This is a genomic window from Cohnella baijiui (assembly GCF_020731285.1).
Classification (GTDB): domain Bacteria; phylum Bacillota; class Bacilli; order Paenibacillales; family Paenibacillaceae; genus Cohnella.
On record NZ_JAJFOW010000026.1, the window covers coordinates 15733 to 41628 of the forward strand.

Annotated in this window: 25 protein-coding genes; 19 read left to right on the plus strand and 6 right to left on the minus strand. The window is 60.3% G+C overall.

Features of this window, described 5'->3' with window-relative positions:
* Positions 1-99: 99 nt before the first annotated feature.
* Both LKX83_RS20775 and LKX83_RS20780 read right to left on the minus strand, forming a co-directional pair.
* Positions 100-384 (minus strand): hypothetical protein, encoded by a 285-nt coding sequence (locus tag LKX83_RS20775; protein ID WP_227884472.1) that lies wholly within the window; start codon positions 382-384, stop codon positions 100-102.
* A gap of 68 nt (positions 385-452) precedes the next feature.
* Complete coding sequence (locus LKX83_RS20780) at positions 453-1343, minus strand: helix-turn-helix transcriptional regulator (RefSeq protein ID WP_227884474.1); 891 nt, start codon at positions 1341-1343, stop codon at positions 453-455.
* Between the two features lie 129 nt (positions 1344-1472).
* On the opposite strand from LKX83_RS20780, the gene LKX83_RS20785 reads away from it, so the two are divergent.
* The 5 genes from LKX83_RS20785 to LKX83_RS20805 all read left to right on the plus strand — a co-directional run bounded on the left by LKX83_RS20785 (position 1473) and on the right by LKX83_RS20805 (position 6339).
* The gene (locus LKX83_RS20785) at positions 1473-2360 is read left to right on the plus strand and encodes a sugar phosphate isomerase/epimerase family protein (RefSeq protein ID WP_227884475.1); all 888 of its coding nucleotides are present in this window, start codon (positions 1473-1475) and stop codon (positions 2358-2360) included.
* A 58-nt stretch (positions 2361-2418) separates the two neighbouring features.
* Positions 2419-3453: a Gfo/Idh/MocA family protein gene (locus LKX83_RS20790; RefSeq protein ID WP_227884478.1), complete on the plus strand. Its 1035-nt coding sequence runs from the start codon at positions 2419-2421 to the stop codon at positions 3451-3453.
* A 199-nt stretch (positions 3454-3652) separates the two neighbouring features.
* A complete protein-coding gene (locus LKX83_RS20795; RefSeq protein ID WP_227884481.1) occupies positions 3653-4798 on the plus strand; it encodes a glycoside hydrolase family 88 protein in 1146 nt (381 codons plus the stop codon).
* Between the two features lie 173 nt (positions 4799-4971).
* Positions 4972-5412: an NfeD family protein gene (locus LKX83_RS20800; protein WP_227884483.1), complete on the plus strand. Its 441-nt coding sequence runs from the start codon at positions 4972-4974 to the stop codon at positions 5410-5412.
* Positions 5413-6339 (plus strand): SPFH domain-containing protein, encoded by a 927-nt coding sequence (locus LKX83_RS20805; protein ID WP_227884485.1) that lies wholly within the window; start codon positions 5413-5415, stop codon positions 6337-6339.
* A gap of 178 nt (positions 6340-6517) precedes the next feature.
* Here the strand turns inward: LKX83_RS20805 and LKX83_RS20810 are convergent, their stop codons facing one another.
* Positions 6518-7789, minus strand: coding sequence for a WD40/YVTN/BNR-like repeat-containing protein (locus tag LKX83_RS20810; RefSeq protein ID WP_227884487.1), 1272 nt, complete (start codon positions 7787-7789; stop codon positions 6518-6520).
* Between the two features lie 160 nt (positions 7790-7949).
* Between LKX83_RS20810 and LKX83_RS20815 the strand changes: the two genes are divergently transcribed.
* The 12 genes from LKX83_RS20815 (at position 7950) to LKX83_RS20870 (ending at position 21372) form a co-directional block, all read left to right on the plus strand.
* A complete protein-coding gene (locus LKX83_RS20815) occupies positions 7950-8741 on the plus strand; it encodes an alpha/beta hydrolase (protein ID WP_227884489.1) in 792 nt (263 codons plus the stop codon).
* 276 nt (positions 8742-9017) lie between these two features.
* Positions 9018-9860, plus strand: coding sequence for a Spi family protease inhibitor (locus LKX83_RS20820; protein WP_227884491.1), 843 nt, complete (start codon positions 9018-9020; stop codon positions 9858-9860).
* 856 nt (positions 9861-10716) lie between these two features.
* Positions 10717-11850 carry an AAA family ATPase gene (locus LKX83_RS20825; protein ID WP_227884493.1) on the plus strand — a complete coding sequence of 378 codons (1134 nt, stop codon included), beginning with the start codon at positions 10717-10719 and terminating at the stop codon, positions 11848-11850.
* The gene (locus tag LKX83_RS20830) at positions 11847-13079 is read left to right on the plus strand and encodes a CpaF family protein (RefSeq protein WP_227884616.1); all 1233 of its coding nucleotides are present in this window, start codon (positions 11847-11849) and stop codon (positions 13077-13079) included. The genes LKX83_RS20825 and LKX83_RS20830 overlap by 4 nt, the downstream gene beginning before the upstream one ends.
* On the plus strand, positions 13076-13816 hold the full coding sequence (locus LKX83_RS20835; protein ID WP_227884495.1) for a type II secretion system F family protein: 741 nt from the start codon (positions 13076-13078) through the stop codon (positions 13814-13816). Before LKX83_RS20830 ends, LKX83_RS20835 begins: the two co-directional genes overlap by 4 nt.
* Complete coding sequence (locus LKX83_RS20840) at positions 13813-14679, plus strand: type II secretion system F family protein (protein ID WP_227884497.1); 867 nt, start codon at positions 13813-13815, stop codon at positions 14677-14679. The genes LKX83_RS20835 and LKX83_RS20840 overlap by 4 nt, the downstream gene beginning before the upstream one ends.
* Positions 14680-14700: 21 nt before the next feature.
* Positions 14701-14916, plus strand: a complete 216-nt coding sequence (locus tag LKX83_RS20845) for a Flp1 family type IVb pilin (RefSeq protein WP_227884499.1) — start codon at positions 14701-14703, stop codon at positions 14914-14916.
* 51 nt (positions 14917-14967) lie between these two features.
* Positions 14968-15639: a pilus assembly protein gene (locus LKX83_RS20850; protein ID WP_227884500.1), complete on the plus strand. Its 672-nt coding sequence runs from the start codon at positions 14968-14970 to the stop codon at positions 15637-15639.
* 26 nt (positions 15640-15665) lie between these two features.
* The gene (locus tag LKX83_RS20855; protein WP_227884501.1) at positions 15666-17975 is read left to right on the plus strand and encodes a hypothetical protein; all 2310 of its coding nucleotides are present in this window, start codon (positions 15666-15668) and stop codon (positions 17973-17975) included.
* The gene (locus LKX83_RS20860; protein WP_227884503.1) at positions 17938-18870 is read left to right on the plus strand and encodes a TadE family protein; all 933 of its coding nucleotides are present in this window, start codon (positions 17938-17940) and stop codon (positions 18868-18870) included. Before LKX83_RS20855 ends, LKX83_RS20860 begins: the two co-directional genes overlap by 38 nt.
* 37 nt (positions 18871-18907) lie before the next feature.
* Entirely contained in the window at positions 18908-19405 is a 498-nt protein-coding gene (locus tag LKX83_RS20865; RefSeq protein WP_227884505.1) for an A24 family peptidase, read from the plus strand.
* A 59-nt stretch (positions 19406-19464) separates the two neighbouring features.
* Positions 19465-21372, plus strand: coding sequence for a DUF6382 domain-containing protein (locus tag LKX83_RS20870; RefSeq protein ID WP_227884506.1), 1908 nt, complete (start codon positions 19465-19467; stop codon positions 21370-21372).
* Positions 21373-21464: 92 nt separating this feature from the next.
* Here LKX83_RS20870 and LKX83_RS20875 read toward each other — a convergent pair whose 3' ends face one another.
* The 3 genes from LKX83_RS20875 to LKX83_RS20885 form a co-directional block, all read right to left on the minus strand.
* The gene (locus LKX83_RS20875; protein WP_227884509.1) at positions 21465-22442 is read right to left on the minus strand and encodes an epimerase; all 978 of its coding nucleotides are present in this window, start codon (positions 22440-22442) and stop codon (positions 21465-21467) included.
* Positions 22443-22482: 40 nt separating this feature from the next.
* Entirely contained in the window at positions 22483-22923 is a 441-nt protein-coding gene (locus LKX83_RS20880; protein ID WP_227884511.1) for a hypothetical protein, read from the minus strand.
* 309 nt (positions 22924-23232) lie between these two features.
* A complete protein-coding gene (locus tag LKX83_RS20885; RefSeq protein WP_227884617.1) occupies positions 23233-23667 on the minus strand; it encodes a DUF2621 domain-containing protein in 435 nt (144 codons plus the stop codon).
* Positions 23668-23810: 143 nt separating this feature from the next.
* On the opposite strand from LKX83_RS20885, the gene LKX83_RS20890 reads away from it, so the two are divergent.
* Together LKX83_RS20890 and purU are read left to right on the plus strand one after the other, a co-directional pair.
* Complete coding sequence (locus LKX83_RS20890; protein WP_227884512.1) at positions 23811-24941, plus strand: deoxyribonuclease IV; 1131 nt, start codon at positions 23811-23813, stop codon at positions 24939-24941.
* A gap of 43 nt (positions 24942-24984) precedes the next feature.
* Entirely contained in the window at positions 24985-25887 is a 903-nt protein-coding gene (gene purU, locus LKX83_RS20895) for a formyltetrahydrofolate deformylase (protein WP_227884515.1), read from the plus strand.
* Positions 25888-25896 lie beyond the last annotated feature (9 nt).

Sequence of the window (25896 nt, forward strand, 5' to 3'; positions counted from 1 at the left end):
GAAGGGCGAAAGCGGAAATATGCTAACCGCAGGAAGAACAATGGGAGAAGGGGTTGTCCCGATCGTCATTTTCATGGCGCCGGGATAGCCCCTCCTTTTTTATGGACGATGGAGTTGCTGGGGGATGTATCTCCTTCCGGTTGCTGACGCCGCCATGATCCAAGCCTTCCGCGAGTGACCCCTTCCATGACGGGCGCCAAAGAGCGTATGTAAACTACCTACATTCACCCCAAGTGCCGGGATCGCGCCAAAGAGCGTATGTAAACTACCTACATTCGCCCTATATGCCGGAATCGCGCCAAAGAGCGTATGCAGACTACCTACATTTGCCCCAAATGCCGAGATCGCGCCAAAGAGCGTATGTAAACTACCTACATTTGCCAAAAGTGCCGGGATCGCGCCAAAGAGCGTATGTAAACTACCTACATTTTGCCACGAGCACGCCGCCCCCCCTAGTCCGACCGACGCGCCTGGGAAGGGGTGCGGCCCTTGTACTGTTTGAACATTTTCGTGAAGTAGTTGGGGTTGCCGCAGCCGACGCGTTCCGCCACCTCGGTGACGGTCAACTCCCCCTCGCCGAGCAGCCGTTCAGCCACGCTCATGCGGTGATGATTGACGTAATCGATCAACGTGCGGCCGGTGGCGCTTTTGAACATTTTGCAGAAGTGAAACGGATTCAAATTGACGAGCCTGGCCGCCTCGTTCACCGTCAGCTTGTCCGCATAATGGGACTCGATGTGGAGGATAAGCTGCTTGAACCGGTCCATGCGTTTTCCGCCTGCGCCCGGGGGACTGTCCGCCACGCGCTCGGGCAAGTAGGTCCGGGACAGCATCGTAAACAGCAGGTACAGATGGGCTTTGACCGCCAGTTCGTAAACCCGCGGCTTGCTTTCGAACTCCTCGACCAAACGGCGCACCGGCTCGCGGAAAAGCGCGCGCTCCTCCGGCGTACCCTCCGGCTTGACCGGGAAACGCAGGTGACCCTCCAGATAGGGTCTCAGAAACTTGTCATGCGCCGGATCGAGCGGCAGGCCGCCGAGCAGCGAGCGGTTGAAGACGATCGACAAATATTCGATCTCGTCCTCCGAGGAGGCGTATCCGACATGCAGCGCTCCCGACGGGACGACGAGCAGATCGTCCGGCTCGGTCTCGTAAGGCTGGCTGTCGATGTGGAAGACGGCTTGGCCGCGCACTACGTAGATCAGCTCGAAATGATCGTGCCAGTGCAAATAAAGGGCGTTGCGGCCTTTGGCGCCGGCCGGGCAGCGATTGCGGAACACGTTCAGCGGATAGGCGTCCATATTGAGCCAAGTGTTCTCCCTCAGCTCGCTCGGATGCGTCATTGCGAGACCTCCATTCAGCGCAAGATCGGGCTACAAAACCACAAGATTGTATAGAGATCGACCGGTAAAATCGCGCTATAATCGGGTTGTCTTCCCCAATATAGCTTAATATAGGAGTGGTCTTCAACCATGACCTCAAAGCTTCGAATCGGCACCCTAGTCGGCGGTCACGATGCCGCCCGCGTCATCCCGCAGATCGCGCCGCACGGCTTCGAATCGTTTTCGCTCACCTACTGGCAGTCGACGGGCTCGGCGGATCTCGCCGAAACGGCGAAGCGGGTCCGCGAGGCGATCGGCGACCGGGACATCGTCATTTCCAGCCTCGGCGTGTTCGGCAATCCGCTCACCGGAGAAGGAGACAACGCCGATACGCTCGCGAGCTGGGAGCGCCTCATCGATCACGCGCACCTGTTCGGCACCGACCTGGTCGCCGGATTTACGGGGCGGATCCCGGGCCGTCCGATCGACGAGTCGATCCCGAAGTTCGCCGAAGTATTCGGCGAGCTGTCCCGCCGGGCGGCGGACAAGGGCGTGCGCCTGGCCTTTGAGAATTGCGACATGGGCGGCACCTGGCAGAGCGGGGACTGGAACATCGCGCACAACCCGACGGCCTGGGAGATGATGTTCAACGCGGTTCCAGCCGACAATATCGGTCTTCAATGGGAACCCTGCCATCAGATGGTCAGCTTGATCGATCCGATCCCGCAGCTGCGCAAGTGGGTAAACAAAGTGTTCCACGTGCACGGCAAAGACGCCACGATCGCTTGGGACGTCGTGCGGGAATACGGGGTGCACGGGCCGAAGGAGTTCGTTTGGCATCGAACGCCCGGCTTCGGCGATACGAACTGGTCGGACGTCATTACGATTTTGCGCCAGGCGGGATACCGGGGAACGATCGACATCGAAGGCTGGCACGACCCCGTCTACAAGGACGAGCTGGAAATGACCGGGCAAGTGCACGCCTTGAACTATCTTAAGCGCTGCCGCGGAGGAGACTTCGTGCCGAATCCGGTCTGACGCGGCGCAATCGACGACGGATACGGAACTGGATCTCAAAATCGAACGGAGGTTGCCCATGAGCACCTACAAAATCGTCGTCGCCGGATGCGGCGGCATGGCCCGTACGTGGGTCGAATACGCGATCGCGCGGGAGGATGCGGAGATCGTCGCTCTGGTCGACATCAAGGCGGAATTCGCCCAGGCCATGGCGGACCGGTACGGGCTGGGCTCCGCAGGGATTTATACGGATCTGGCGCAAGCCATCGCGGACACGGGCGCGGATGTCGTCTTCGACGTAACCATCCCTGCGAGCCATTTTACGGTATGCTCGACGGCGCTGCGGGCGGGCAGCCATGTATTCGGGGAAAAGCCGATGGCCGCGACGATGGCGGAGGCGCGCGAGCTGATCCGAATCGCGGACGAGACCGGCCGATCGTTCGCCGTCATGCAGAACCGCCGATACGACGCCAATATTCGCGCGCTGCGGGGCCTGATCGCCTCTGAGACGATCGGCAAGGTCGGGTACATCGGCGCGGATTTCTTCATCGGCGCCCATTTCGGCGGCTTCCGGGACGCGATGGACAGCCCGCTGATCCTCGATATGGCGATCCACACGTTCGACCAAGCCCGGTTCGTCACAGGCGCCGACCCAGTCTCGGTCTACTGCCATGAGTTCAATCCTCCGGGCTCCTGGTACGCCGGCAATGCTGCCGCCATCTGCATCTACGAGCTGTCGGACGGCTCCGTCTTCTGCTACCGCGGTTCCTGGTGCGCCGAAGGGGCGCACACGTCGTGGGAGTCCGAATGGCGCGTCACCGGAGAGCGGGGAACGGCGATCTGGGACGGCCGCGGCGCGCCCTATGCGGAAATCGTGGCGCCCGGCGATCAAGACGGCAAGTTCCACCGCGATCTGACGACCGTGTCCGCCGCTTTCGAATGGCAGGGGCGGTCCGGGCATCACGGCTGTCTGGACGAGATGTTTGCCTCCCTCTCGGAGGGACGGCGCGCCGAGACCGACTGCCGGGACAACATCAAGAGCATGGCGATGGTGCTGGGCGCGATCGAAAGCGCGAAGACGGGCCAAAAAATCGACCTGCGCGACTATTATTAATCCATATACAGACTAACGGACACTGCCGCTGCGAAAGCCTTTTTCGCGGCGGCTTTTTTTGCGGTTTGGGCGGGTTTCGCGCTCCTTTTCAAAAATTAGAAACGAACGAAAAGAAACATAACTATACATATTCGAACGAACCTACTATAATCCTTGGTAGAACATCCATCCACTATCGAAACGCAAGGGAGAGATCGAGATGAGTCATTGGTCGGCGGCCATCGAAGACGCCTTGGGCAAAACGCGACGCAACATCGGCCTGTTCGGGGACGCGTTCCCGCATGTCAGCACGGACGGCGAAGGGGGCCGGCGGTACTCGACGAACCTGAATCCGAATACCGATTGGACGGACGGCTTTTGGTCGGGCATCCTCTGGCTGTCCTATCAATACAGCGGCGACGAGGCTTTCCGGTCGGCGGCGGCCCGCACGGTGGAGAGCTTCCGGCAGCGGCTGGCGGGCGATCTCGCGCTCGATCATCACGATATCGGCTTCCTCTATTCGCTGTCGGCTAAGGCGCAGTGGATCGTGGAAAAGGACGAATCCGCCCGCAGACTGGCGCTCGACGCCGCGGACAAGCTGATGTCGCGGTTCCGCGAGAAGGGACAATACATTCAGGCTTGGGGACCGGAAGGCGACCCCGTCAATGGCGGACGCATCATCATCGACTGCTTGATGAACCTGCCGCTTCTTTACTGGGCGTACGAGCAGACCGGTGAAGAGCGCTACCGCCGCACGGCGATCGTTCATGCCGACAAGAGCCGGCGCTACCTGGTGCGGGGCGACGATTCCTCCTACCATACGTTCCACTTCAAGCCCGAAACGGGGGAGCCGATCGGCGGCGACACCCACCAGGGCTACACGAACGGCTCGACCTGGACACGCGGGCAAGCTTGGGGGATCTACGGCTTTGCGCTTTCGTACCGCTATTCGCGCGATCCGCTGTATCTCGAGACGTCGAAGCGGCTGGCCAAGTATTTTTTGGAGCGGCTGCCCGAAGACGGCGTCGTCTATTGGGATTTCAATGCGCCGGTGAACGCGGAGACCTACCGGGACAGCTCCGCCTCGGCGATCGCGTCGGCCGGCATTCTGGAGCTGCTCGGCCATCTCGAAGCGTCGGACCCGGACCGCGGGCTGCTGGAAGAAGGGCTGCAACGCTCCATGACGTCGCTCGTCCGCCACTATGCGACGATCGGGGACGACGGCCGGGAAGGCTTTATCAAGCGCGGCTCCTATCATGTGCTCGGCAACTTTTCGCCGGACGATCTGACGATATGGGGCGATTACTTCTATCTGGAAGCGCTCATGCGTCTCGAACGCGGCATGACCGGCTACTGGTACGCTTAACGCCCTCATAGATCAAGATGGAACGAAACTCTGCCCGCCTCGGCGGGCTTTTTGCGTTGAATAGGGCTTCCTTGGGCCGGCGCCTTCGCCTCTTTGCAACCGCTGTACTGTCCAGCTCGTCCGCCCGCATATAATCGTAGAAGAATGTCCACGCACGAAAGGGGAGCCCCCGCTTGGAAGCATGGACGATTTGGCTCATCGTCGGCATCGCGCTCGTCATTCTGGAGATGGTGTCGCTCACGTTTTATCTGCTCTGCCTCGGCGTAGGCGCGCTAGCAGGCGCGCTCGTCGCCGGGCTCGCGCCGGACGGGGGCGGGCTATGGCCGTATCTCGCCGCGGCTGCGGTGGCCGTCGTGCTGGCCGTATTCGCCAGGCGGCTCACCGGCCGTTGGCATAAAGGCCCGGGATACCGGGATGCGATCGAAGAGTTGGTCGGCATGGTAGGCGTCGTCGTGGAGGAGATCGCCCCCGGCAATCCGGGGATCGTCCGGATCGGCAGCGAGACCTGGAGCGCGAGTGCCGGAGAACGGATCGCGGCGGGCGAAACGGTCGTCGTTCTGAAGCGGGGTACGACCACGCTGGAAGTCGCGAGAAGAACGGGAGGAGAAGCGTAGATGGGCCTGGTGATCGCGATCGTCGTCATTGTGCTGGCAGTCGCCTTTGTCGGATTCTCGCTCAAAATCGTTCCGCAGCAAAAAGTAGGCGTCGTCGAGCGGCTCGGCAAGTACAATCGGCTGCTGACCCCGGGCGTAAACGTCCTCGTCCCGTTCGTTGATTACGTACGCCTGTACCACGATCTTCGCATCCAGCAGGCGCACGTGCCCCCGCAAACCGTCATCACCAAGGACAACGTGCAGGTGCAGATCGACACGATTATCTTCTACCAGGTCGTCGCGCCGGAGGAAGCGACGTACGGCATCTCCGACTACGTGTCGGGCGTCCGCAACATCACGACCGCTACGCTGCGCCAGATCATCGGCAAGCTCGAGCTCGACGAAACGCTGTCCGGGCGGGAGCGCATCTCGACCGAGATTCGACTTGCCCTGGACGAAGCGACTGAGAAGTGGGGCGTGCGCATCGAACGCGTGGAAGTAATCGACATCAAGCCGCCGTCCGACATCCAGGACGCGATGGATAAGCAGATGAAGGCCGAGCGCAGCAAGCGCGCGATCGTCCTGGAAGCCGAAGCCGCCAAGCAGGATATGATTCTCCGGGCGGAGGGCGACAAGCAGAGCAAGATTCTGAAGGCCGAAGGCGACAAGGAAGCCCGCATCCGCGAAGCGGAAGGCCTCCGGCAAGCGCAAGAGCTCGAAGCGCAGGGCCGGGCGAAGGCGATCCAGGCAATCGCGGAAGCGGAAAAGCAGCGGATCGAGCTGCTTCGCGCGGCGGATATGGATGAGAACGTGCTGGCGTACAAGTCGTTCGAAGCGCTGTCCGAAATCGCCAAAGGACCGGCCAACAAAGTGTTCCTGCCGTCCAAAGCGGTCGAATCGCTTGGCAGCGTAGGGGCGATCGGAGAGCTGTTCAGGCCGGCCAAGTGAGGGGCTTGATGGCGCGCAGGGGAATGGCGATATCATCGGACTGATCGGCATCGGATTGACCGTATAGAAGGTCGGGGTATGGCAGAACGGCAGAAGAAAGGCATCCCTCCGTCGGAGCGCGGGGGGATGCCTGAGTGGCGTTGCTGCGGAAAGCCGGGAAATGGCCGGGCGAGCCGCCTTACGGCATCGGCGTCCGGTCGTGCCAGACGGCGCCGCCGTCGCTCGTATGGAGCAGCAGCCGGCCCTCGGGACGGTCCGGGTTCATGGCGATGACCCAGCCTTCGCGGGGACGGATCAAGTCGCTGTCCTCCACGCTGACGAGCCGCGCGTCCGGCGCTTTGGAGAACGTGAGGCCCCCGTCGCCGGTGCGCATCAGTCCGCCTTCGACCGGGCCGGCGCCGACGCTGAGCGGAATCCAGCCGATTGCCGGGTCCGCGAAATCGAGCTTGACGGGGTAAGGGCGAATGCCCGGAAGCTTGTCGTTGCGCAGCTTCCATGCGGCGCCCCCGTCCTCCGAGGCGTACAGTTGAGCCGCATGGGTGTCGGGATTCGCGAACAACGCGAAGCCAATCTTCGCATCGGTAAACTGGATGTCGACGGGGGACCATTCGCCGCTCAGGTTCGGGGCGGAAGACAGGCGGGACCAGTGGCTTCCGCCGTCCCGCGTTTGCCAGATCGCGGTGCGGCAATCGGCGTTCGGCTCCGCGGGAACCGCGCCCCGCGCGGGACAAGCGCCGCCGATCCGGCCGACCGCGTAGCCCGTATCCGGGGAGACGAACGAAAGGCGGTAGGGAGAAGCCTGCTTGTCCGGGATGGAGACATCCATCCAGTTGCGGCCCATGTCGTCGCTGCGGAGGATCCGCGAGCCGGCGCGGACGATCGCCTGCTTCGCATTGAGCGCCTGAACCTCGATGCCGGCCCCGCTCGGGTCGGCGTAAGCGTCCGCGTATTGTTCTCCCCACTTGGCGCCGCCGTTGTCGGTGTGCAAAATGGCAAACCGGCCGCAGACGGTTTCCCCGCTTTGCGTTCCGCAATTTTGAAGACCGACGACGTAGCCGTGTTTGCGGTCGCCGAACGAGAAAGCCGCCTGCTCCACCCCAGGCACGAGATAGGATCGCCAGCGTTGGCCTGCATCCTTGGTCTGCCAAATGCGGGTTGTCGCGGCTTGGTCGGAGCCCATCCCGAGGGTCCAGCCCGTACGGATATCGACGAATTGCACGACCGTCAGCCGAAGGGGAGCCGTTTGCGGGCTCGAAGGCGCCGGCGCCGGGCGCGGATCCGGAGCGTTTTGGAGAGTGTCGGCCTTTGCGGCTGCATGTCCAGCTAGGCCATCGCCTGTTGCGTTCGCTTGCGAACGGAGCTGCGCGTGGGTTTCGCCCGCCGCGGCAGCTTGCACGAGCCAAACCGCGAGCATCAGAGGCGCCAGCAGGAGCGCCATTTTTTTCGTCATCGTCGTTGTTCCAACTCCTTGATGTTGGTGGTCTCAAAGCGAGGTCCGTCGGACCCTAGCATTGCCAATCGCGGCATCCGCCAAACCGACGGTTGCGCACCCGCCGCGCATCCATTACGATGAGGAGGAGAAGACAGCGGTTACAGGAGGTTTTGATTCGATGGCGCTTATTCATTGCAATTACGGGTCGGAGACGCTCGGCTTGTCCGTCTCCATGGACGTGATCCTGCCCGAACGCAGCTTTCATCAAGCCAAGCAGAACGGCACGATCGGACAAGGAGAGAAGTACCCGGTACTATACCTGCTGCACGGTCTGTCGGACGACCATACGATCTGGCAGCGCCGGACGTCGATCGAGCGGTATGTCAGCGGGATGAATCTGGCCGTCGTCATGCCGACCGTTTATCGCGGATTCTACACGGATATGAAGCAAGGCTACGCGTATTGGACGTTCATCAGCGAAGAACTGCCCCATATCGCCCAGACGCTGTTCCCGCTGTCCGACCGCCGCGAAGATACGTTCGTTGCAGGGTTGTCCATGGGCGGCTACGGCGCGTTTAAGCTGGGCTTGCGCCGTCCCGACCGCTTCGCGGCGGCCGCCAGCCTTTCCGGCGCGCTGGACATTCTGACGCTTGATGCGGACGAAGCGCCCCTCGCTCGGCGCGAATACGCGAACGTATTCGGCGACCGCGACGCGGCGGAAGGCGGCGACGACGATCTGCTGGCGGCGGCGACGCGGCTGAAGCAATCCGGCGCGGCGGCGCCAAAGCTGTTCCAATGCTGCGGGACCGAGGATTTCCTGTACGCGGACAATCAGCGCTTCCTCGCGCATGCCCGCGATCTGGGGCTGGACCTGACGTACGAGGAAGAGCCGGGCGATCACGATTGGGGCTACTGGGATAAGAAGATCCAGCGCGTGCTGGAATGGCTGCCGTTGGAGAAGCGTAGTTGAACGTTGTGGGGAAAAGCGAAAGTGCCGCGTCTTGGAAAGACGGCGGCACTTTTTTGTGCATTCATATTACAAGTTTTAGAAAAAATGGATCATGGTTAAGGAGGCAATAATGTTCCGGAGATAAATTCGGGCAAAGTTCTAGAGAATGAGAAGCGATAGAGAATGTCACTTAATTATTTGGAAAAAAGGTATATTTAAATTTAATTATACAAAAAAAGGTTTAAAAATGGTATTGTTTGGATGTAGTGATTAAATGAGTAGAAAGGAATGATATTAATGAGCAAGAAGTTTTTATTGTTAGTTTGTACTTTGCTTTTCTTTTTGACTGTGCCAACTGCCTATGGAACAGGCCAAAGTAACTCTGCGAAAGATAACCTTGTGCCTTTTGACGAAGCTCAATTAGTTGCACAAAAGTTTCTGACACAATCAATTTACAGAGATACTTGGAATCTATCAAACTTATCTTTCGTTGAACCCCTATATGGGATTGAAGAAGAATTGCTTGGATATGCATTCAATGTAAGCAAAGGAACAGGGATCGTAGGGCATATAATTGTGTCATCCACTAAGGATAGGGGGCCAATCTTGCAATTCGGAGATAAAGGTCTTTCTGATCCAATTGAAGGAAGGAAGGGATACTTGATAAACGGAATCATTCATGCCCCAAGTGCCGCTGATATATTTAGTAAAGCAGCTTCACTTGGAATTTCTATAAAACCATTGGCCAAGACGCCAGATAGTAGCAGGAAAGAATGGAGTACGTTGTATTCTAGCAGTTCTACTTTTGCTGATCCTATTTCAAAAGAGCTTGCCGTAACAAGAGTATGGCAAAGGTTATCTGGCATAAACAATCCCAGTTCATCTTGCGGCCCTGCAACTGGAACAATGATTACGAATTATTTAAAATCTAAGGGACATAATGTGCGGAATTCAACATACTATGGAGGAAATTCAGATTTAGTAAATCACCTGTATACTGAAATGAAATCGGGTATATTTGGGACCAGCTTGACCGATTTTATGCTGGGTTTACTTACTCATTTGCGCCATGATGGAGAGCGCTGGGTTGCTACCGATTATAGGGGGACGAACGAAATGGCTTGGTATGCTTATAAATGAGGATTTACCTATTGGGATTCGATTTGATTACTGGGTCTCAGATACCACATATACAAACTATCATTTCGTTGCTGGTGTTGGATATGTGTTATATTCACAGAACTATTTTGGCTTTAAAGATCCTGATGGCGGCCAAAACAACACAGGGACAATATGGAAGCTATGGAGTGATAACGACCAAGATATCGGCTTTGCAGCATTGTTTAAACAAAAAAACTAACGGGGTGTATCCTTGCTTCAAAAGAAAAAGATGATGCTACCAGGACTATTCCTTCTCAGTTTGATTTTGTTATTTCTTGTTGACCGCTTTACGCTGGTTTATAAAGGCGAAGGGGTATCGGGCAATGGGAATATCGGACTCCTATTCATAGTGTTATTCATTCCCGTATATGCTTCATTTTTGTATCTTCTATTTCAGCTATTGGCCGAGAATCGACGCGTCAAGTACATCGCCAATCTATGGCTGTCAATTGGCTTAATATTGCTTCTAGGAGCGTTTATTTACGCTCAGATTCACTTGATAAGAGACACGATTCACCAATTGGGGGGATGGACAGACCATCCGAATTCCATTATTTATCGTTATCCATTCGTCAACCAATACACAAACCGATTATTTGTAAACGAATATACGTTTGCAATCGGAATCCTAATTACGATTCTTTTTCGAAGTTTGGTGGGTTGGATCGCAAAAAAGCAAGACGAGAAATGATAGGCATTGACGAATTCTTCCAGCCATGCTAAATTAGTTTTACAATTCATTCGGCAAAGCGGAAGCACCGCGAATTTCGATGCGCGTCATCGGGATTTGCGGTGCTTTTTGTCGTTCGGCCGTAGCAGACGAGGGGTGGGATCGATGGGGGCAAGGATCGCGTTGGCGGCGCCGCAGCCCGGATATGCGGTCAAGCTGGCCCGCTATTTGAAGGAGACGGAGCGGGAATGGGAGGTTGCCGCCTTCACGCAGGAGATGGCGCTGGCCCGTTATGTCCAGGACGTGCCGCCTGCCGATATGCTTTTGATTCACCCGGATCTGTACGCGCAAGTGAAAGAGCGGCTCCCGACGAGTATGTACGTAGTGTTGCTACTGGAAGAAGAGACTGCGGGAAGCGATGATCAGACTCTGCCTTCCGTAGCCCAGTTCCAGCCCATGTCCAGACTTGCGGCAACTCTCCGTGCGTTGCTCGAGGGAGGGGTTCGGCGGCAAAGTCGGGATGGAACGGCCGTCTGGACGGTTTTCTCCGCTTCCGGAGGGGTCGGCAAGACGACGTTGGCCCTGAATCTGGCTCGTCAGTTGAACGAACGGGGAGTCCGCGCTTTCTATTTGAATCTCGAACCGTTAAATGTCACGGATCAGCTGTTCGGACGCGGCGAGCCCGACCGGCTCACGAGCGTGCTTTACACCCTGCAGGCGCATCCAGAGGAAGGAGGGCGCATGCTACAGCAGTTGGCCGAACGTTCGTCTCCGATCGGGACCGGTTATATGGACGCGCCGGAGCATCCTGCCGAGCGCCTCGCGCTGACCGCGGAACGGCTGCGGATGCTGCTCGACGCGCTGCGCGGGTCGGCCAGGTTCGACGTGATCGTCGTCGACCCGGACAGCGGCTGCGGGGAGTGGCACCGGGCGCTGCTCGAATGGAGCGAAGAGGTGCTGTGGCTTGCGTTGGACGACGTCCAGAGCGTCCGCAAGGCCGAGAGGCTCGTGAAGGAATGGCAAGGCAAGGTTGCGGGCTTCCCGGGAAAGTGCACATTCGCGCTGAACCGGCAAGAGGGGGCGCCGGGCAACGACTGGCGGACGCCTCCAGGGACGACCCTACACCCGCTGCCCGAGATTCCCCAATGGAATCGACTCTCGACCATGCAGACGCTGCTCCATTCTTCCGCATACAGCGGAGCGGTGGACCGGTTGTTGGATCGACTTTGTCCGTCCCGGGACGATTCAGCTGGGCATGAAAAGGTACCGACAGGAGCAGACAGGTCGTGGCAGCCATGAGTTTAACTACGGATGATCTGGCAGCGTTGAAGGAAGCGGTACGCTCCCGACTCGCTTGGGAATCGGCCGTCTCCGACGAGGAACTGCGGGCCTTGATCGAAGCCGAACTGTTCCGTTGGAGCAGAATTCGTTCGTTGACCGCCGCCGATCGGAACGCTGCGGTCAATCGGCTGTATCATTCGTTTCGGGGGCTGGACGCTTTGCAACCGCTGTTGGAGGATCCGGAAATCACGGAAATCATGATCAACGGACACGATCGGATCTTCGTCGAGCGGAGCGGAGAGATCCAAGCTGTATCAATCGGCTTCGAAAGCCGCGAGCGGCTGGAGGATCTGATCCAATCGATGGTCGGCAAGGTCAACCGCATCGTCAACGAATCGTCCCCGATCGTCGACGCCCGGCTGCCGGACGGTTCGCGGGTGCACGTCGTGCTGCCGCCGATCGCGCTGCAAGGACCGACGGTGACGATTCGGCGATTTCCGGAGCAGCCGCTCGGGATGGCCGATCTGGTGGAACGCGGGGCATTGACGCAGGAGGCTGCGGATCTGCTTCGCGAGCTCGTTCAGGCCAAGTACAACTTGTTTATCAGCGGAGGCACCGGTTCCGGCAAGACGACGTTTCTGAACGCGCTCGCCCAATGGATTCCGCCCGATGAACGGATCATCACGATCGAAGATGCGGCGGAGCTGCGGATTCGCGGCGTACCGAACGTCGTCTCTCTGGAAACGAGAAACGCGAATACGGAGGGCAAGGGGCGCATCGGCATGCGGGAGCTCATCCGGGCATCGCTGCGAATGCGGCCGAATCGCATCATCGTCGGCGAGGTTCGGGGCGAAGAAGCGCTCGACATGCTGCAGGCGATGAATACGGGGCATGAAGGCAGCCTCTCCACCGGCCACAGCAACGGGGCGAAAGACATGATCTCCCGGCTGGAAACGATGGTGCTGAGCGGCGCGGACCTTCCGGTGCCGGTCGTCCGGCAGCAGATTGCATCGGCGCTGGATGTGGTCGTCCATCTTAGCCGGTTCCGCGACCGCAGCCGCAAGGTCGTGGAGATCAGCGAAGTGGCGGGACTGAAGGGCGGAGAGGTCGCCTTTCATCCGTTATATCGGTTCGAGGAGGAAGGCGAAACGGATGGCCAGGTGCGCGGGCGTCTCCGCCGCGTGGGCGAGTTGGCCGACGTACGCAAGCTGCATTTCGCGGGACGAGGGGAGGCTGCTCGGAGATGACGGATTATCGCGTTTATCGGCTCGGCAAATGGCAGCGGATCACGGCGATCGCGGCGGGCTGCGCGTTTTGCTACGGCGCCGTTTGGCTGTTGTATCGGCAGCCGGTGATCGCCCTGATCGGCGCTCCGTTCGGCTGGTTCTATCCTCGACTGCTGCAGGAGCGGCTGCGGCGCAAGCGCCAGGCGAGGCTGCGCCTCCATTTCAAAGATGCGCTGCACGCGCTCTCTTCCTTGCTTACGGCCGGCCGGTCGGTGGAGAATGCGTTCGCCGAGCTGGAGGACGACCTGTCTCTTCTGATCATTGATCCGAATGCCGACCTGCTGCGCGAGGTCCGAATGATCGTGAATCGCTTGCGCAACGGGGAGCCGCTGGAACGTCCGTTGACCGATTTCGCCGAACGAAGCGGGGTGGAGGAGATTCGCCACTTCGCCGAAGTGTTCCGAATTTGCAAAAGGGCGGGAGGCGATCTGGTGGAGGTCGTGCGTCGAACGTCCGGCCTAATCGGAGAGCAAATGGAAGTGGAACAGGAGGTCGCCGTTTTGATCGCGCAAAAACGCTTTGAATCCAGATTGATGATGGGGATGCCTTTCGGATTTGTAGGGCTCCTTGGTTTCTTCGCCGGCGATTATATGCAGCCGCTTCGGCAGGGGGGAGGCATCCTGGTCATGACGATCTGCTTGCTGATGTTGGCCGGATGCTGCCTATGGATGCGGAAAATCATGGATATCCGCTTATGACCAGGATCGCCATCGGCATGTACGCGGGGCTGTTGGGAGTTGGCTATATCTGGCTGCTTCTCGCATCATGGCGTCGTCGGCCGGGAGGGACCAAGCGGCGTCCCAGGCATTTGCTGTTCGACCCGATGGAAGCCCTCTTGTCGGCGAAGCCCGTCTGGCGCTGGCTGGGGCCGCGATTGCAGCAGCCTCAGACCGCTTTGGCCATCATGCACGGCGGCTACTGTACCCAAGAGGCTTTGCGGCGCTGGACAAGCGAAGCGGCCGGTTATGGCGTCGGCGCTCTCTTGGCTTCGGCATTGCTGGGGACGGCGTCAGGCAGTCCCACGCTTGTCGGGCTGGGCTTGGTGCTCGGCGCGGGAATGCCGCTGCTCCGTTGGCAGGACCTGCGCAAGAAGCTAGATCTCCGCCGCCAAACCATCGTGCTGGAGCTGCCGGAGCTGCTGAATCGGCTGCTGCTGATGGTGAATGCGGGCGAGAACGTGATGCGGGCATTGGAGAGATGCCAGCAGCGCAAGCCGGGATCCGCTCCCCATCCACTCTATGCGGAGTTGGGAGCCGCGCTCGAGGCCGTGAATCGCGGCGAGCCGCTCGCCGTCGCCCTGGAGGAGTTCGGGAGACGCTGCGCGGTGCCGGAAGCCAAGCTGTTCGCGACGACGCTGCTGATGAACGCGCGGCGTGGCGGAGAGATGTTCGTGACGGCGCTGCGGGAGCTGTCGCGGACGCTATGGGAACGCCGCAAAGCCGCCGCCCGGACATTGGGCGAGCAGGCTTCCTCGCGGCTCGCGTTTCCGCTGGCCCTGATCTTTCTGTTGATCATGATTTTAGTAGGAGCGCCGTCGTTCTTTTTGATGGCGAACGGATGATCACCCAAGGAGGAATAGAGGATGAATGGAATAAGAGGAACTTATCGGCTTCGCCGGAATGCGACACGTTGGGCCAAGGGGCTCTGGAAGGACGAGTCGGGGCTCGGAACGCTGGAGATCGTTTTGATCGCGGCCGTCATCATCGCGATCGCGATTCTGTTCCGCGATTGGATCATGGATTTTCTCGGCGGACTGTTCGAGAAGGTGGAGGGCAAGTCGGACTCCTTCTTCTCCTAAAGAAAAATGAGACACGTTCGATCTTTATCGAAAAGAGGAAACCCATGGCGTGTGCTGCGCGAAGACGCATCGGGCTCGGTTACGCTGGACGCCTCCCTGGTCTTTCCCGCGATCATGATCGTCACGTTCCTCATGCTATTTTTTGCTTTGTTTAAGGCTCAGGGAGCGATGGCGTACTACGCGGCGGCCATATCAGGGGAACGAGTCGCCTCGAACTGGACGAACTCGGCCAAGGAATGGCGGACTGGCGGGTACCCCGAGGGCAGCTATGATGGACTCTACTGGCGACTATCGAACGATGGGCTTCTGACCGGATTGTTCGGCGGTGGGGAGTCGGACCAAGACCGTGCGCTAAGCGTCTCTTTTCCGGCATCCGAAGAGGAGGCCGGCGGCTCACTCGCCTCGCGCAAGCTCCGCGCCGGAGCGGTCAAGCTCTCGCCGGCGCTCCGCGGAGAAATCGGGTACGACAACAAGCTGCTCTGGCGGCAAGTGTCCGTCCATGCGGAAGACCCGTTCGAGCTGGCGCCCCTTAGGCGGTTCATGGGATCCGCGCAAGTTGAGGCTGGAATGAGCGCGACCGTCGTAGATCCCGCAGAGACGGTCAGGATATTCGATCTCGTCCGGTATTACACCGCCAAAATTCGCGGCGCCCAAGAGGGAGAAAGCGCCTATCGGTTGAAGGCGGTTCGCGTGTTGGAGGAGCGGGCGGGCGCCGCAGATTAGACAATGGGTAAAAAGGGGGACGAACGATGCGCGCCGGAAGACGAAAAGCCTCGTTTCTACTCATCGGGAACAGGAACGCGAATGAGGGTTCGGTGTCCGTTTATTTGATCGCTGCGACGGCCGCATTTATGCTGCTGACCGGCCTCTTGATCGATTTGTCCCGGATCGCGGCGTTTCGCAAGCAGTCCGAGCTTTCGGTCAGAGCGGGGGCGCGCGCGATTTTGTCCTCCTACGATCCCGCATTGTACGCCCGATACGGGCTGTTCGCCCGCGGCGGGGATCCGAGCGACGATCTGTTCCTGCGCGCGCTCGAAGGCAACCGGGAGCCCGAGGACGAGGGGGCATTCCGGCTGCTCGATACCCGGTGGGAGAAAACGGACGTGACCGAAAGCCGTCCCCTCGGTCTGCACGACGTGTTCCGCAGGCAGATTCTGGAGGAAATGAAGTATAAAGCTCCGATCGATTTGACCATCGAGATGGCTTCGCGATTCCGGGGGCTGTCGTCCGTCATGAAGGAAGCCAAATCGACCGTCGACGGGCTGGAACGCCTAAAGGAAGCTTACGATCGCCGCGAGGCGGCGCTCGACAAGGCGATGAGCGCCCAAGCGGAGGCCGGTCGGGTCGTTGCGGACGCATGGGAAGGCAAAGTGCCCCGGCCGCCCGTCGAACTCAAGGGAATTCGGCCCGCCGGCCGGGCTAAGGACATCGCGGATGCCGCTCTGATGTATGAGGATTATGCGTCGAAGGTGGCTGAAGATGCGGCAAGGGAGGAAGCCCGGCGACAATGGGAGCAGGCGGAGGAGGAGCGGAAGCGGGAGGCGGACAAGGGCGGGGACACCCCGGGCGATGGGACGGGAACTCCGCCGCCCAAACCGGACTTTTCCCCTCGCTACTCGGCGGAAATCGAAGCCTACGAGAAAAGCGTCGCCGCTCTGGCCAAGCAGTTGGACGCTGCCGGATCGCGGGCAGTCTCCGAAGCGGATGGGCTTCTGGCTGCCGCGGATGCGGCCGTCGCCGAGGCCGAAGCGGCCAACGAGGAAATGCGCCGCATCGCCGCCGAGGCCGCTTCTATGGCGTCGCCCCCGGCTGACGAAGCGTCCGTCGTCGGCGGCGAACAAGCAGATGCGATGCAGGAGCTTCGGCAGATGACGGCGGCGTTGTCGCTGGAGCCGTCTTTTTTCTCGGGCTACCGTCAGGAGCTAACCGCCCAGAAAGCGTCGGCAGCGCAAGTGACGGGGGCCGCGAATTCGTTCGCGCGACTGCTGTCGACCGTGCCGCGATCGACCGGAAAGGGAGACGAGCTGCGGCGTCAAGCGGACGCTCTGCAATCGACCAACTCGTCTTATGCTCTATCTTACTACGGGGACGGAGGGATCGTGATCAAGACGAGGCGGCAGACGATAGAGGCGCACCGGGCTTCGGACCAACAGCGCAAAGCCTTCGAAAGCGAATCCCGCTCGGCTTGGTCGGGCGTCAAAGCCTTTCTGGACGCCCTTAGCGGTCGAGAGGTGCCGCCGGAAGCGCAGGAGGCGTTCAACCGACTGGATCGCGCTTATCGCGACAATCGGGACTGGAACCGGGCGGAGGAGGAGGCCGCCCAGTCCGCAGGCATCCCGAATCGGCCCGAGGCCGGCCGCGGCCAAGCTTTGGCTAGCGCGGACGGGTGGCTGGATTCGCTCATCGGCTCGGCCGCCGGCGTTAGAGACGCGTTGTATGACGCCGAGTATACGATCGCCCGATTTACGCGCGCGGAGCCGTCCGCCGTCAAGACGCTGATCGACGGTGGTGACGGGAAGGCGCTAATGATGCCGTCCGGTCAGCAGGTAGAGTACGTGCTGTACGGACTGAACAACCCGGCGAGAAATATCGCCGCTTCGTATGGCGAGCTGTTTTCGTTTCGGTTGGCGATTCGGACGATGGAAGGGCTCATCGAATGCCGCTCGTACGGCCATCCGCTTGTCGTTTTGGCCGCCGCCACCCTTTACGGCATACGCGAAGCGTTGTCCGATCTGCAACTGCTGTTGAACAAAGGCGCGATTCCCTTGTCCAAATACGCCAAGATCGACACGTTTTACGTCGATTACCTGCGTCTGTTCCTCCTGCTGCACGGCGGTTCGGCTGCGCAGACGTCCCGACGGATTGCCGTCATCGAACTGGAGACGGGCATTGCTCTGAAAGGCGCCTATACCTATGTGAAGGGCGAGAGCACGAACTCGCTGCGGCTCTGGTTTTTGCCGGGGCTGACCAAGCTCCTCGGCCAGGCCGGCCAGTGGGGCGGCACGGTAAAGGAGGGCCGCTATGAGGCGACCTATTTGGCCGAAGACGCCTACCAATAGGACAGGCGAAGGAAGCGTCACGCTCGAAGCCGCTCTGGTCATGCCGGTATTCATGCTGGCGATCCTCTTCCTCATCTATCTCGTCCAGACCGCCGTGATCTCCATGGCGCTGCATGGCGCCTTGTCGCAGACCGCCAGACAGACCGCTACGGCATGGTATCCGATTTCCGCGGGGCTGGATCAGGTCCGGTCTTCTCCGATCTATCAAAAATCCGAGCAATGGAGCCAGTCGTTGGCGAATTTGGGAGACACGCTGAGCCGATACGGACGGTTGCTGCCGGCACCGATCGGCGAGTGGGCCAAGCAGGCGGCCGATGGCGACTGGAATCCTGAGCAGATCGCGGCAAGACAGGCTTTTCGGCAAGTTCTCCTGCGCACCTCGGACCCAAGAGTTCTCCGGCCGGACCGGCTGGAGGTCGTCTCGGTGACGCTGCCGGCGGTCGACGATTTGTCACAGGCTTATTTGACGGTGGAGGCGGAATACCGGCTCCCCTTCCAAGTTCCGTTCCTGGGCAGGACGCTTGTCCTTCGCGAATCCGCCAGCGAGCGGGCATGGATCGGCGGGGCGCCTTCGCGATCGACGCTGGAAGACGGCGAGGAGCCAAGCTTGCTATCCTTTGTCTCTCTCGAGCCGAATCCGGTCCGTCGCGGACGCAAGGCGACATTGACGCTGCGGGCGAAGCCCGGAGAAACGGTGGATCTGACCGTCCTCTACAAGAGCGGTCCCAGCCAGGCCAAGCATCTAGGCACGGCGACGGCGGACGCGTCGGGCTTGGTGAGTTGGACTTGGCACGTTTCGGGCAATACGACGATCGGCACTTGGGCATGGGAAGCGCGCGCAAGCGACGGCGCGCCATGGCGGCAAACCTTCGAGGTCGCTGGAAAAGAACAGTAGCGCTGCTAACAAGGTCGAAGCGAAAGGAGGGAGCGGGATGAATACGACCGTATTGGCCGCAACCGTCACGTTGCTGGCGGCGGCTTGTTGGACGGATTTGCGGCGGATGGTTATTCCGAATCGATTGACGGTTTTGTTTGCTGCGGCCGGACTCCTCTACCAAGGAATCGCCTATGGATACGTACGGATCGGTTGGGCGCTTGTCGGCGCCGCGGCGGGCATGCTGCCGCTGCTGCTCCTGTACGCGCTGCGGGGCATCGGCGGCGGCGATGTCAAATGGTTCGCGGCGTTCGGGACATGGGCGGGGGCATTCGTTTCCTTGCAGCTGGTCGTCGGATCGGTGCTGTTTGCGGGGGCGATCGCCTTGGCGTTAATGGCGTTCAGGCTGCCAGGCATACGGGCGATTGCCCTGCATCTGAAGTGGCCGTGGGGGGAGCACCCCGCCGTGGCTCGCCGGGGAGCGAAGTTTCCGTTTATGCTGGCGGTTGCGCCTGCCTACGCGGCGCTCGTCTACAGCGGCTCGATCGTCGGGTAGAAGCGCTTAACGAACTATAGGAAACGGCGGCACAGGGAAACGCGAGAGGGGAAGGGACGATGAACGGATACCGGGTGAGGTTCGAGCAGGGACGCGGCCATTATATGATTCTGGAGAAAGAGGCGCCGCTCCGGCGGGAAGAGATCGATCCGGTGCAGCTTGGCATGCTCAAGTCCTGCGACTTGCCGCGGCTGCTGCCGCTGGAGACGGAGGAAATGAACGGCGCGGTCCAATTCCGCTATTCCTTGACGGGCAGGCGGATGTTGAGCCAGGCTTGCCGGGCGGTCAGATGGACGATGGAAGATGCGATGGCCGCGCTGAACGCCTTGGCCGAGGCGATGGAGCAGTGCCAGGACTGCATGCTGGATGCGGATCGGCTTTTGCTTCTGGACGACTATATTTTTGCGGGGGACGGCTGGCACGATCTGCGGTTTGCCTACTTGCCCGTCGCCATCGCGAATCCGGACGTTCCTTATGCCGACGATCTGGAACGTCTTATCGTTCGCTGGTTGATGCGCGTCGCGGAATTGGACGGCACGGCGATGCAGCAGCTGCTTCGTATTGCGTCCTCCCCGGATTTCACGCCGGGCCTCTTGAAGCGGTACATTCGCCAATACATGGCGGATCGGCTGCTGCGGCCCGATCGGGAAGTCGGAACGCAGCGATCGACGGAGGCGGCCCTCCGCTCCGATAGCCGAAACAGGCTGCAGACCGATCCGGAGGCAGGGAACGCGAGATCCGTTCGGAGTACGCCGAGCAGGGAGCATATGGACGGTCGCAGTCCGCCAAGAAGAGAACGCGACGACAGTCAACAAGGAAACCGACTAGCGGGAAGAAGCGATCCTCCGGACAATCCTGGCGGGGAAAGGAAAGCGGCGAAGGAATCTTCCCGTCCTGGCGGAAAGGCGTTCGGATGGCTGCCGTCGCCGGCAGGCGACCCGCAGACGCTATCGGGCCTGATCGGGGACGGGGAAGCCGGAGAAGCCGATAAAGACGAGCCGTCCGGCAGCGAAAGCGGGACGCCGATCGGAAGATGGCGGACTTGGTTGGCGGTTGGAGGGCTTGCGGTTAGCGCGTTGGCGTGGAGGTTCCTGTACGCCGATCATCCCGGCCAACGCGGATTGCTGTTGGCGGCGGGAGTTACGTTGGGCGCAGCGGGCGTTTGCGCCTATTTATGGAACGGGACGCCGGCTACGCGAAGACGCAAGGTCGCTTCTTCGCCGGGATTGGACCATTACCGCGAACTGGACGAGGACACGGGCGGCAGCGGCACGACGCCGCGGTCCTCGGAAGGAGGGGAGAGCGGATCGGATTCCCGCGTGGCAGAGCGATTTCCGAAGCGGGGGTTGAGGTCCTGGGCGGAGCTGGACCAGGAGGTCGGGCGGGAAGCGGATGTGCAGCCTCCTCTCTGGTCGACGGATGCGGGACACAGCCCCGCGTTTGCGCCAACTTCGTCCGGCTCTCCATTGAATGAAATGCCGGGGTTGCGATCTTCGCTATTTGGCGAGTCCACGGGCGAAACGCGCCATGGTGCCGCATCCGCCGGCTGGGAGCGCGGGGAGAATTCAGAGATGGCGGGAGAATTCCTCACCGCGAGGCTGTCGTCCGCCGACGAGGCCACCGCATTGTTATCCGGCCATGCGGGGCGACCGGGAGCGCTCTCATACCTGGAATGGGAATCGGGAGATCGTAAATTGAACATCGCGCTGCAAGGGTCTTCGTTGATCATTGGACGTTCGGCGGATGCCGCCCAGCACGTGGACGAGACGAACGGCGTCTCCCGCGCCCATCTGGAGATGCTTCGTCAGGCGGACCGCTGGGTTGCAAAGGACCTCGGATCGCGCAACGGGAGCTGGCTGAACGGTCAGCCGATGACGCCTTACGAACCATACCCGCTGGAGTCGGGCGACCAATTGCAGATCTCGAGCTCGATCTATCGCTACCGAGGTCAGCCTGCTTCTATTTGATACGCGAGGAGGCCGCACGGCTCGAAGTACAACAGGGAAAGACCGCCCATGCAGGCGGTCTCGCGATCTTGATAGGAATAATCGATTTGCGATTACGCTCTCTCGCCCGACGGGGACCGATGCAGGTTCCTAAGCGCATCCTCCAAGCGGGGAAAGCGAAAACGGAAGCCGTGGTCGAGCGCCTTGCGGGGGACGGCATGCTGCCCGGTGAGCAACAGGCAAGACATCTCGCCAAGAGCCGTTCGGATCAGCGACGCGGGGACTGGGAACCAGTGCGGGCGTCCGATAACCCGGCCCAATGTCTTGCCGAACGTGTCATTATCGACCGTCTCCGGGCCGATGGCGTTGACGGGGCCGCTCATTTCCGCAGTGTCGAGACTGAACAGAATGAGAGAGACGATGTCGTCCAGATGAATCCAAGGCATGCCTTGCTTGCCCGAGCCAAGCCGTCCGCCGACGAATAGCCGGTGAGGCAGACGCAGGAGGGGGAAGGCGCCGCCCGTCCGGCCAAGAACGAGACCGATGCGCAGCTTCACGAGACGCCGGGTCGGGATGCGATCCGCCGCAGCCTCCCATTCCATAATGGTACGACCAAGAAAGTCGGCGGGCCGGGCGGGTGCGGATTCGTCGAAAGGACGGATCGAGTCGCCGCTCTCATTTACGATGGACGCAGAAGCATCGGACGAAGGACCTGCGCTGCCGCCGGTATAGGAGTGGCCGTAGAGCGAAATGCCCGAGGCGTTCACGACGACGGCGGGCGGCTCGTCCAAGCGCCGGACGATATCGGCGACGCGCTCGGCGGCGATCAAGCGAGACTGGAGGACGCGTTGTTGGGCCGCAGCCGACCAGCGCTGATTGATTGATTCGCCCGCCAGGTTGACGATGGCGTAAGTGCCCCCGCCGAGCGTCGGATCGGCGGCCCATTCGTCCCACGTCGCATAGCGAAAGCCTGCGGCAGGAGCCGCAGGCTTGTGGCGGGTGATGATCCAAGCTTCGTCTCCGCGCGCTTCGAGCGCGCGGGTCAGCGCCGTTCCGATGAATCCGGTACCGCCGCAGATCAGGACGCGCATGACGGAACACCTCACCCCGGTTTGATGATGGCTTGTCGAATCAAGCTTTGTCGATCGACAGAATCGTCAACTGCTTCTGCGACGCATCGCCATCGACACTCGTAATCTCGTATTTGAACTTGACCTTTGTGCCCTCGGCCCAATCCGAGACCTTGTCCACGATATCGGGGTCCACCTGGAAGGTCGTCGGACCGTCGGACGTCTTGATCTCAATAGAATGCGTGTCGCCGAGTCCGGTAAATTCACCCGTGTCTTCTTTGGTTTCCTTGTCCGCCGGCTGAGTGCCGGAATCGGATGCGCTGGCCGACGGCGACGGCTCGTTGGAAGCCGGTGCGCTGGCGGATGACGTCGGGCTAGCCGACGGCGAGGCGTTCGCGTTTTTGTTGCCGTTGTCGCTGCAGCCGGTGCCCATCAAGAGCATCGTCAGCACGGCGACGGCCCAAGCGGAGTGTTTTCCATAGCGGTTCAGGTTGTTCAACATGCAATCGTGCACCTCCATAGCAGTCGTCCATCTCAGTTGCGTTGAATACCTTCACTAGAGTTAGACGATGACCGAGCCCAAAGGTTTCGTTTTTTTCCCGGGGCGGGACGCCGGTCATGGAATCGGGAGGCTTCGAAACGTTGGCGGAACGGTGTGTATCCCGCGAACCGACGCGCGGAACGCGATACCGACGACGCCATATGGACACACGCGAAGCAACGGCATGACACCGAATGGACGCACGCGAACGCAATGCCACGACGCCATATGGACGCGCGCGAACGCAGTGCCACGGCGCCGAATGCAGCTTCAGCCGAGCAGGTGGCGGTACGGCGTATAATCGATCTGATTCTTCTCGAGGAAGTTGATCAGGAACGTGTGATCCCGCTTCGGCGTGGCGAGGATGTAACCCCGGATGCAATGCTCCTCCGTCACGTGGGGCTCGCCGCTCTCGACCGCGAGCTGCCCGATCTGGGCGGCGATCGAATGCTTGGCGATGTCGCGGAACGCGCTCGGAACCGGGGAGACGAGCTTGTCCAGCAGCGCTTTGGTTTCCTCGGTCCAAAGCGGCCGGCTCAGTTCGACCCAGTGATTTTGCCAGTCGAGCTTCGACTTGCCGTCGGATTTCGGCAGCACTTTCAAAAATTTGCGAAACATAAAGAATCCGCCGATAGCCATAAACGCCACCAGCACGATCGTCCAAAACCCGATGCTGTACATAAACCAGTCGGGAGCGGATTTCATCCACATCTTCCGTCACCTCGTTTCTAAATTATAGCCGATTTCTAGATTTATTTCGACGTTCGCGATACAATAGGGGGTGATTTTAATGGGACGAGCCGGGCCCTCTCGGGCTAGCGGCGTCCGATTCGGAGAGGAGCATGATTATGCTGAAGATCGGTTCGCACGTGTCTTTTTCGGACAAGGGGTTGCTCACCGCGACCAATGAAGCGAAAACCTACGGTTCCAGCACCTTCATGATATACACCGGGGCCCCGCAGAACACGCGGCGCAAGCCCATTGAGAACCTGTACATTCCCGAAGGCCGCGAAGCGATGGCGGAAGCCGGCATCGGCGAGATCGTCGTGCACGCGCCCTACATTATCAATCTCGGCTCTTATAAGGAAGACACGTTCGATCTGGCGGTCAACTTCCTGCAGGAAGAGATTCGCCGGACGAACGCGATCGGCGTGAAAAACATCGTCCTGCACCCGGGCGCCTACACGGACAAGGATGCGGAGTACGGCATCGCGCGCATCGCGGAAGGCCTGAACGAAGTGTTGGAGGCGACCAAGGAGACCGACGTCAATATCGCGCTCGAGACGATGGCGGGCAAAGGCTCGGAGATCGGGCGGAGCTTCGAGGAGCTCGCGGCCATCATCGAAAAGGTGCGCGACAATCACCGTCTGACCGTCTGTCTGGATACGTGCCACGTGCACGATGCGGGATACGACATCGTCAACGACCTGGACGGCGTGCTGAAGCGGTTCGACGAGGTCGTCGGCCTGGACCGCATCGCGGTCGTCCACTTGAACGACAGCAAAAATCCGGTCGGCGCCGCCAAGGACCGCCACGCGCCGGTCGGATCGGGCTGGCTCGGTTACGAGGCGCTCAACAACGTGGTCAACCACGAGCTGCTCCGCGACCGTCCGTTCGTGCTCGAGACGCCTTGGATCGGGAAAAAAGCGGGCGGCGAACGCCCGATGTACGAAGCGGAAATCGCGCTCCTGCGCGGCGACGTGGACGCGCGCTTCGGCGGCGAGTTCCTGGAGGACGTCGAGCGTCTCCATCATTTTTTCCAGAAGCAGGACATTCATCCCCGCTCGTTCATCCTGAACACGTGGGAGGTGCTCAAGTCCGACGCCAAGGCAAAGAAGGCCGATCCGCGCGAGCCGATGGAGCGGCTGTACGACCTGGCGATCGAGCACCGCGTCCTGTCGCCGGAATACAGCGAAGAAGCGGTCAATCAGCGCCTGACCGTTTACCTCGCCGGCAAGGAATGGCTGGCCAAGGTTTAACGGACGCAATCCGCAATCGAAGGAAAGAGGTCGGAACTTACCCATGAGTCAAAACGTGTATCAACCGCAAGACGCCAAGGGGCGCGACGACAAGACGAACCGCGCGAGAATGCTGATCTCCTGCCCGGATCGCGCGGGTATCGTTGCGGCCGTGTCGCAATTCCTGTACGAGCAGGGCGCGAACATCGTCCAATCGGATCAGTACACCATGGACCCCGAAGGCGGCATGTTCTTCATGCGCATCGAGTTCGACCTGCAGAACCTGGAGCAGAATCTGCCTTCCCTGCAGGAGGACTTTACGCGCGTCGCGGACCGCTTCGAGATGCGCTGGAGCGTCTACCGCGCCAGCCGCAAGAAGCGTCTTGCCATTTTCGTTTCGAAGGAAGACCACTGTCTGCTGGAGCTGCTCTGGCAATGGCAGGCCGGCGACCTGGAAGCGGACATCGCCATGGTCATCAGCAACCACAACGATATGCGCGGGCTCGTCGAGTCGTTCGGCATTCCGTACCATCATATCCCCGTGACGCCGGACACGAAGGCGGAAGCCGAGCGCCAGCAGCTCGAGCTGACGTCCGGCAAGGTCGATCTGGTCATTCTGGCCCGCTACATGCAGATCGTGACGCCCAAGTTCATCGAGCGCTTCACGAACCGGATCATCAATATTCACCACTCGTTCCTGCCGGCATTCGTGGGCGGGAAGCCGTATCAACAAGCGTACGATCGCGGCGTCAAGCTGATCGGAGCTACCGCGCACTACGTGACGGCCGAGCTCGACGCCGGTCCGATCATCGAGCAGGACGTCCAGCGCGTCAGTCACCGCGATAACGTCTCGGAGCTGAAGCGGATGGGCCGCCATATCGAGCGGATCGTGCTCGCCCGCGCCGTGAAGTGGCATGCGGAAGACCGTCTCGTCGTCTATCAAAACAAGACCGTCGTCTTTATCTAGGCGCGGCTG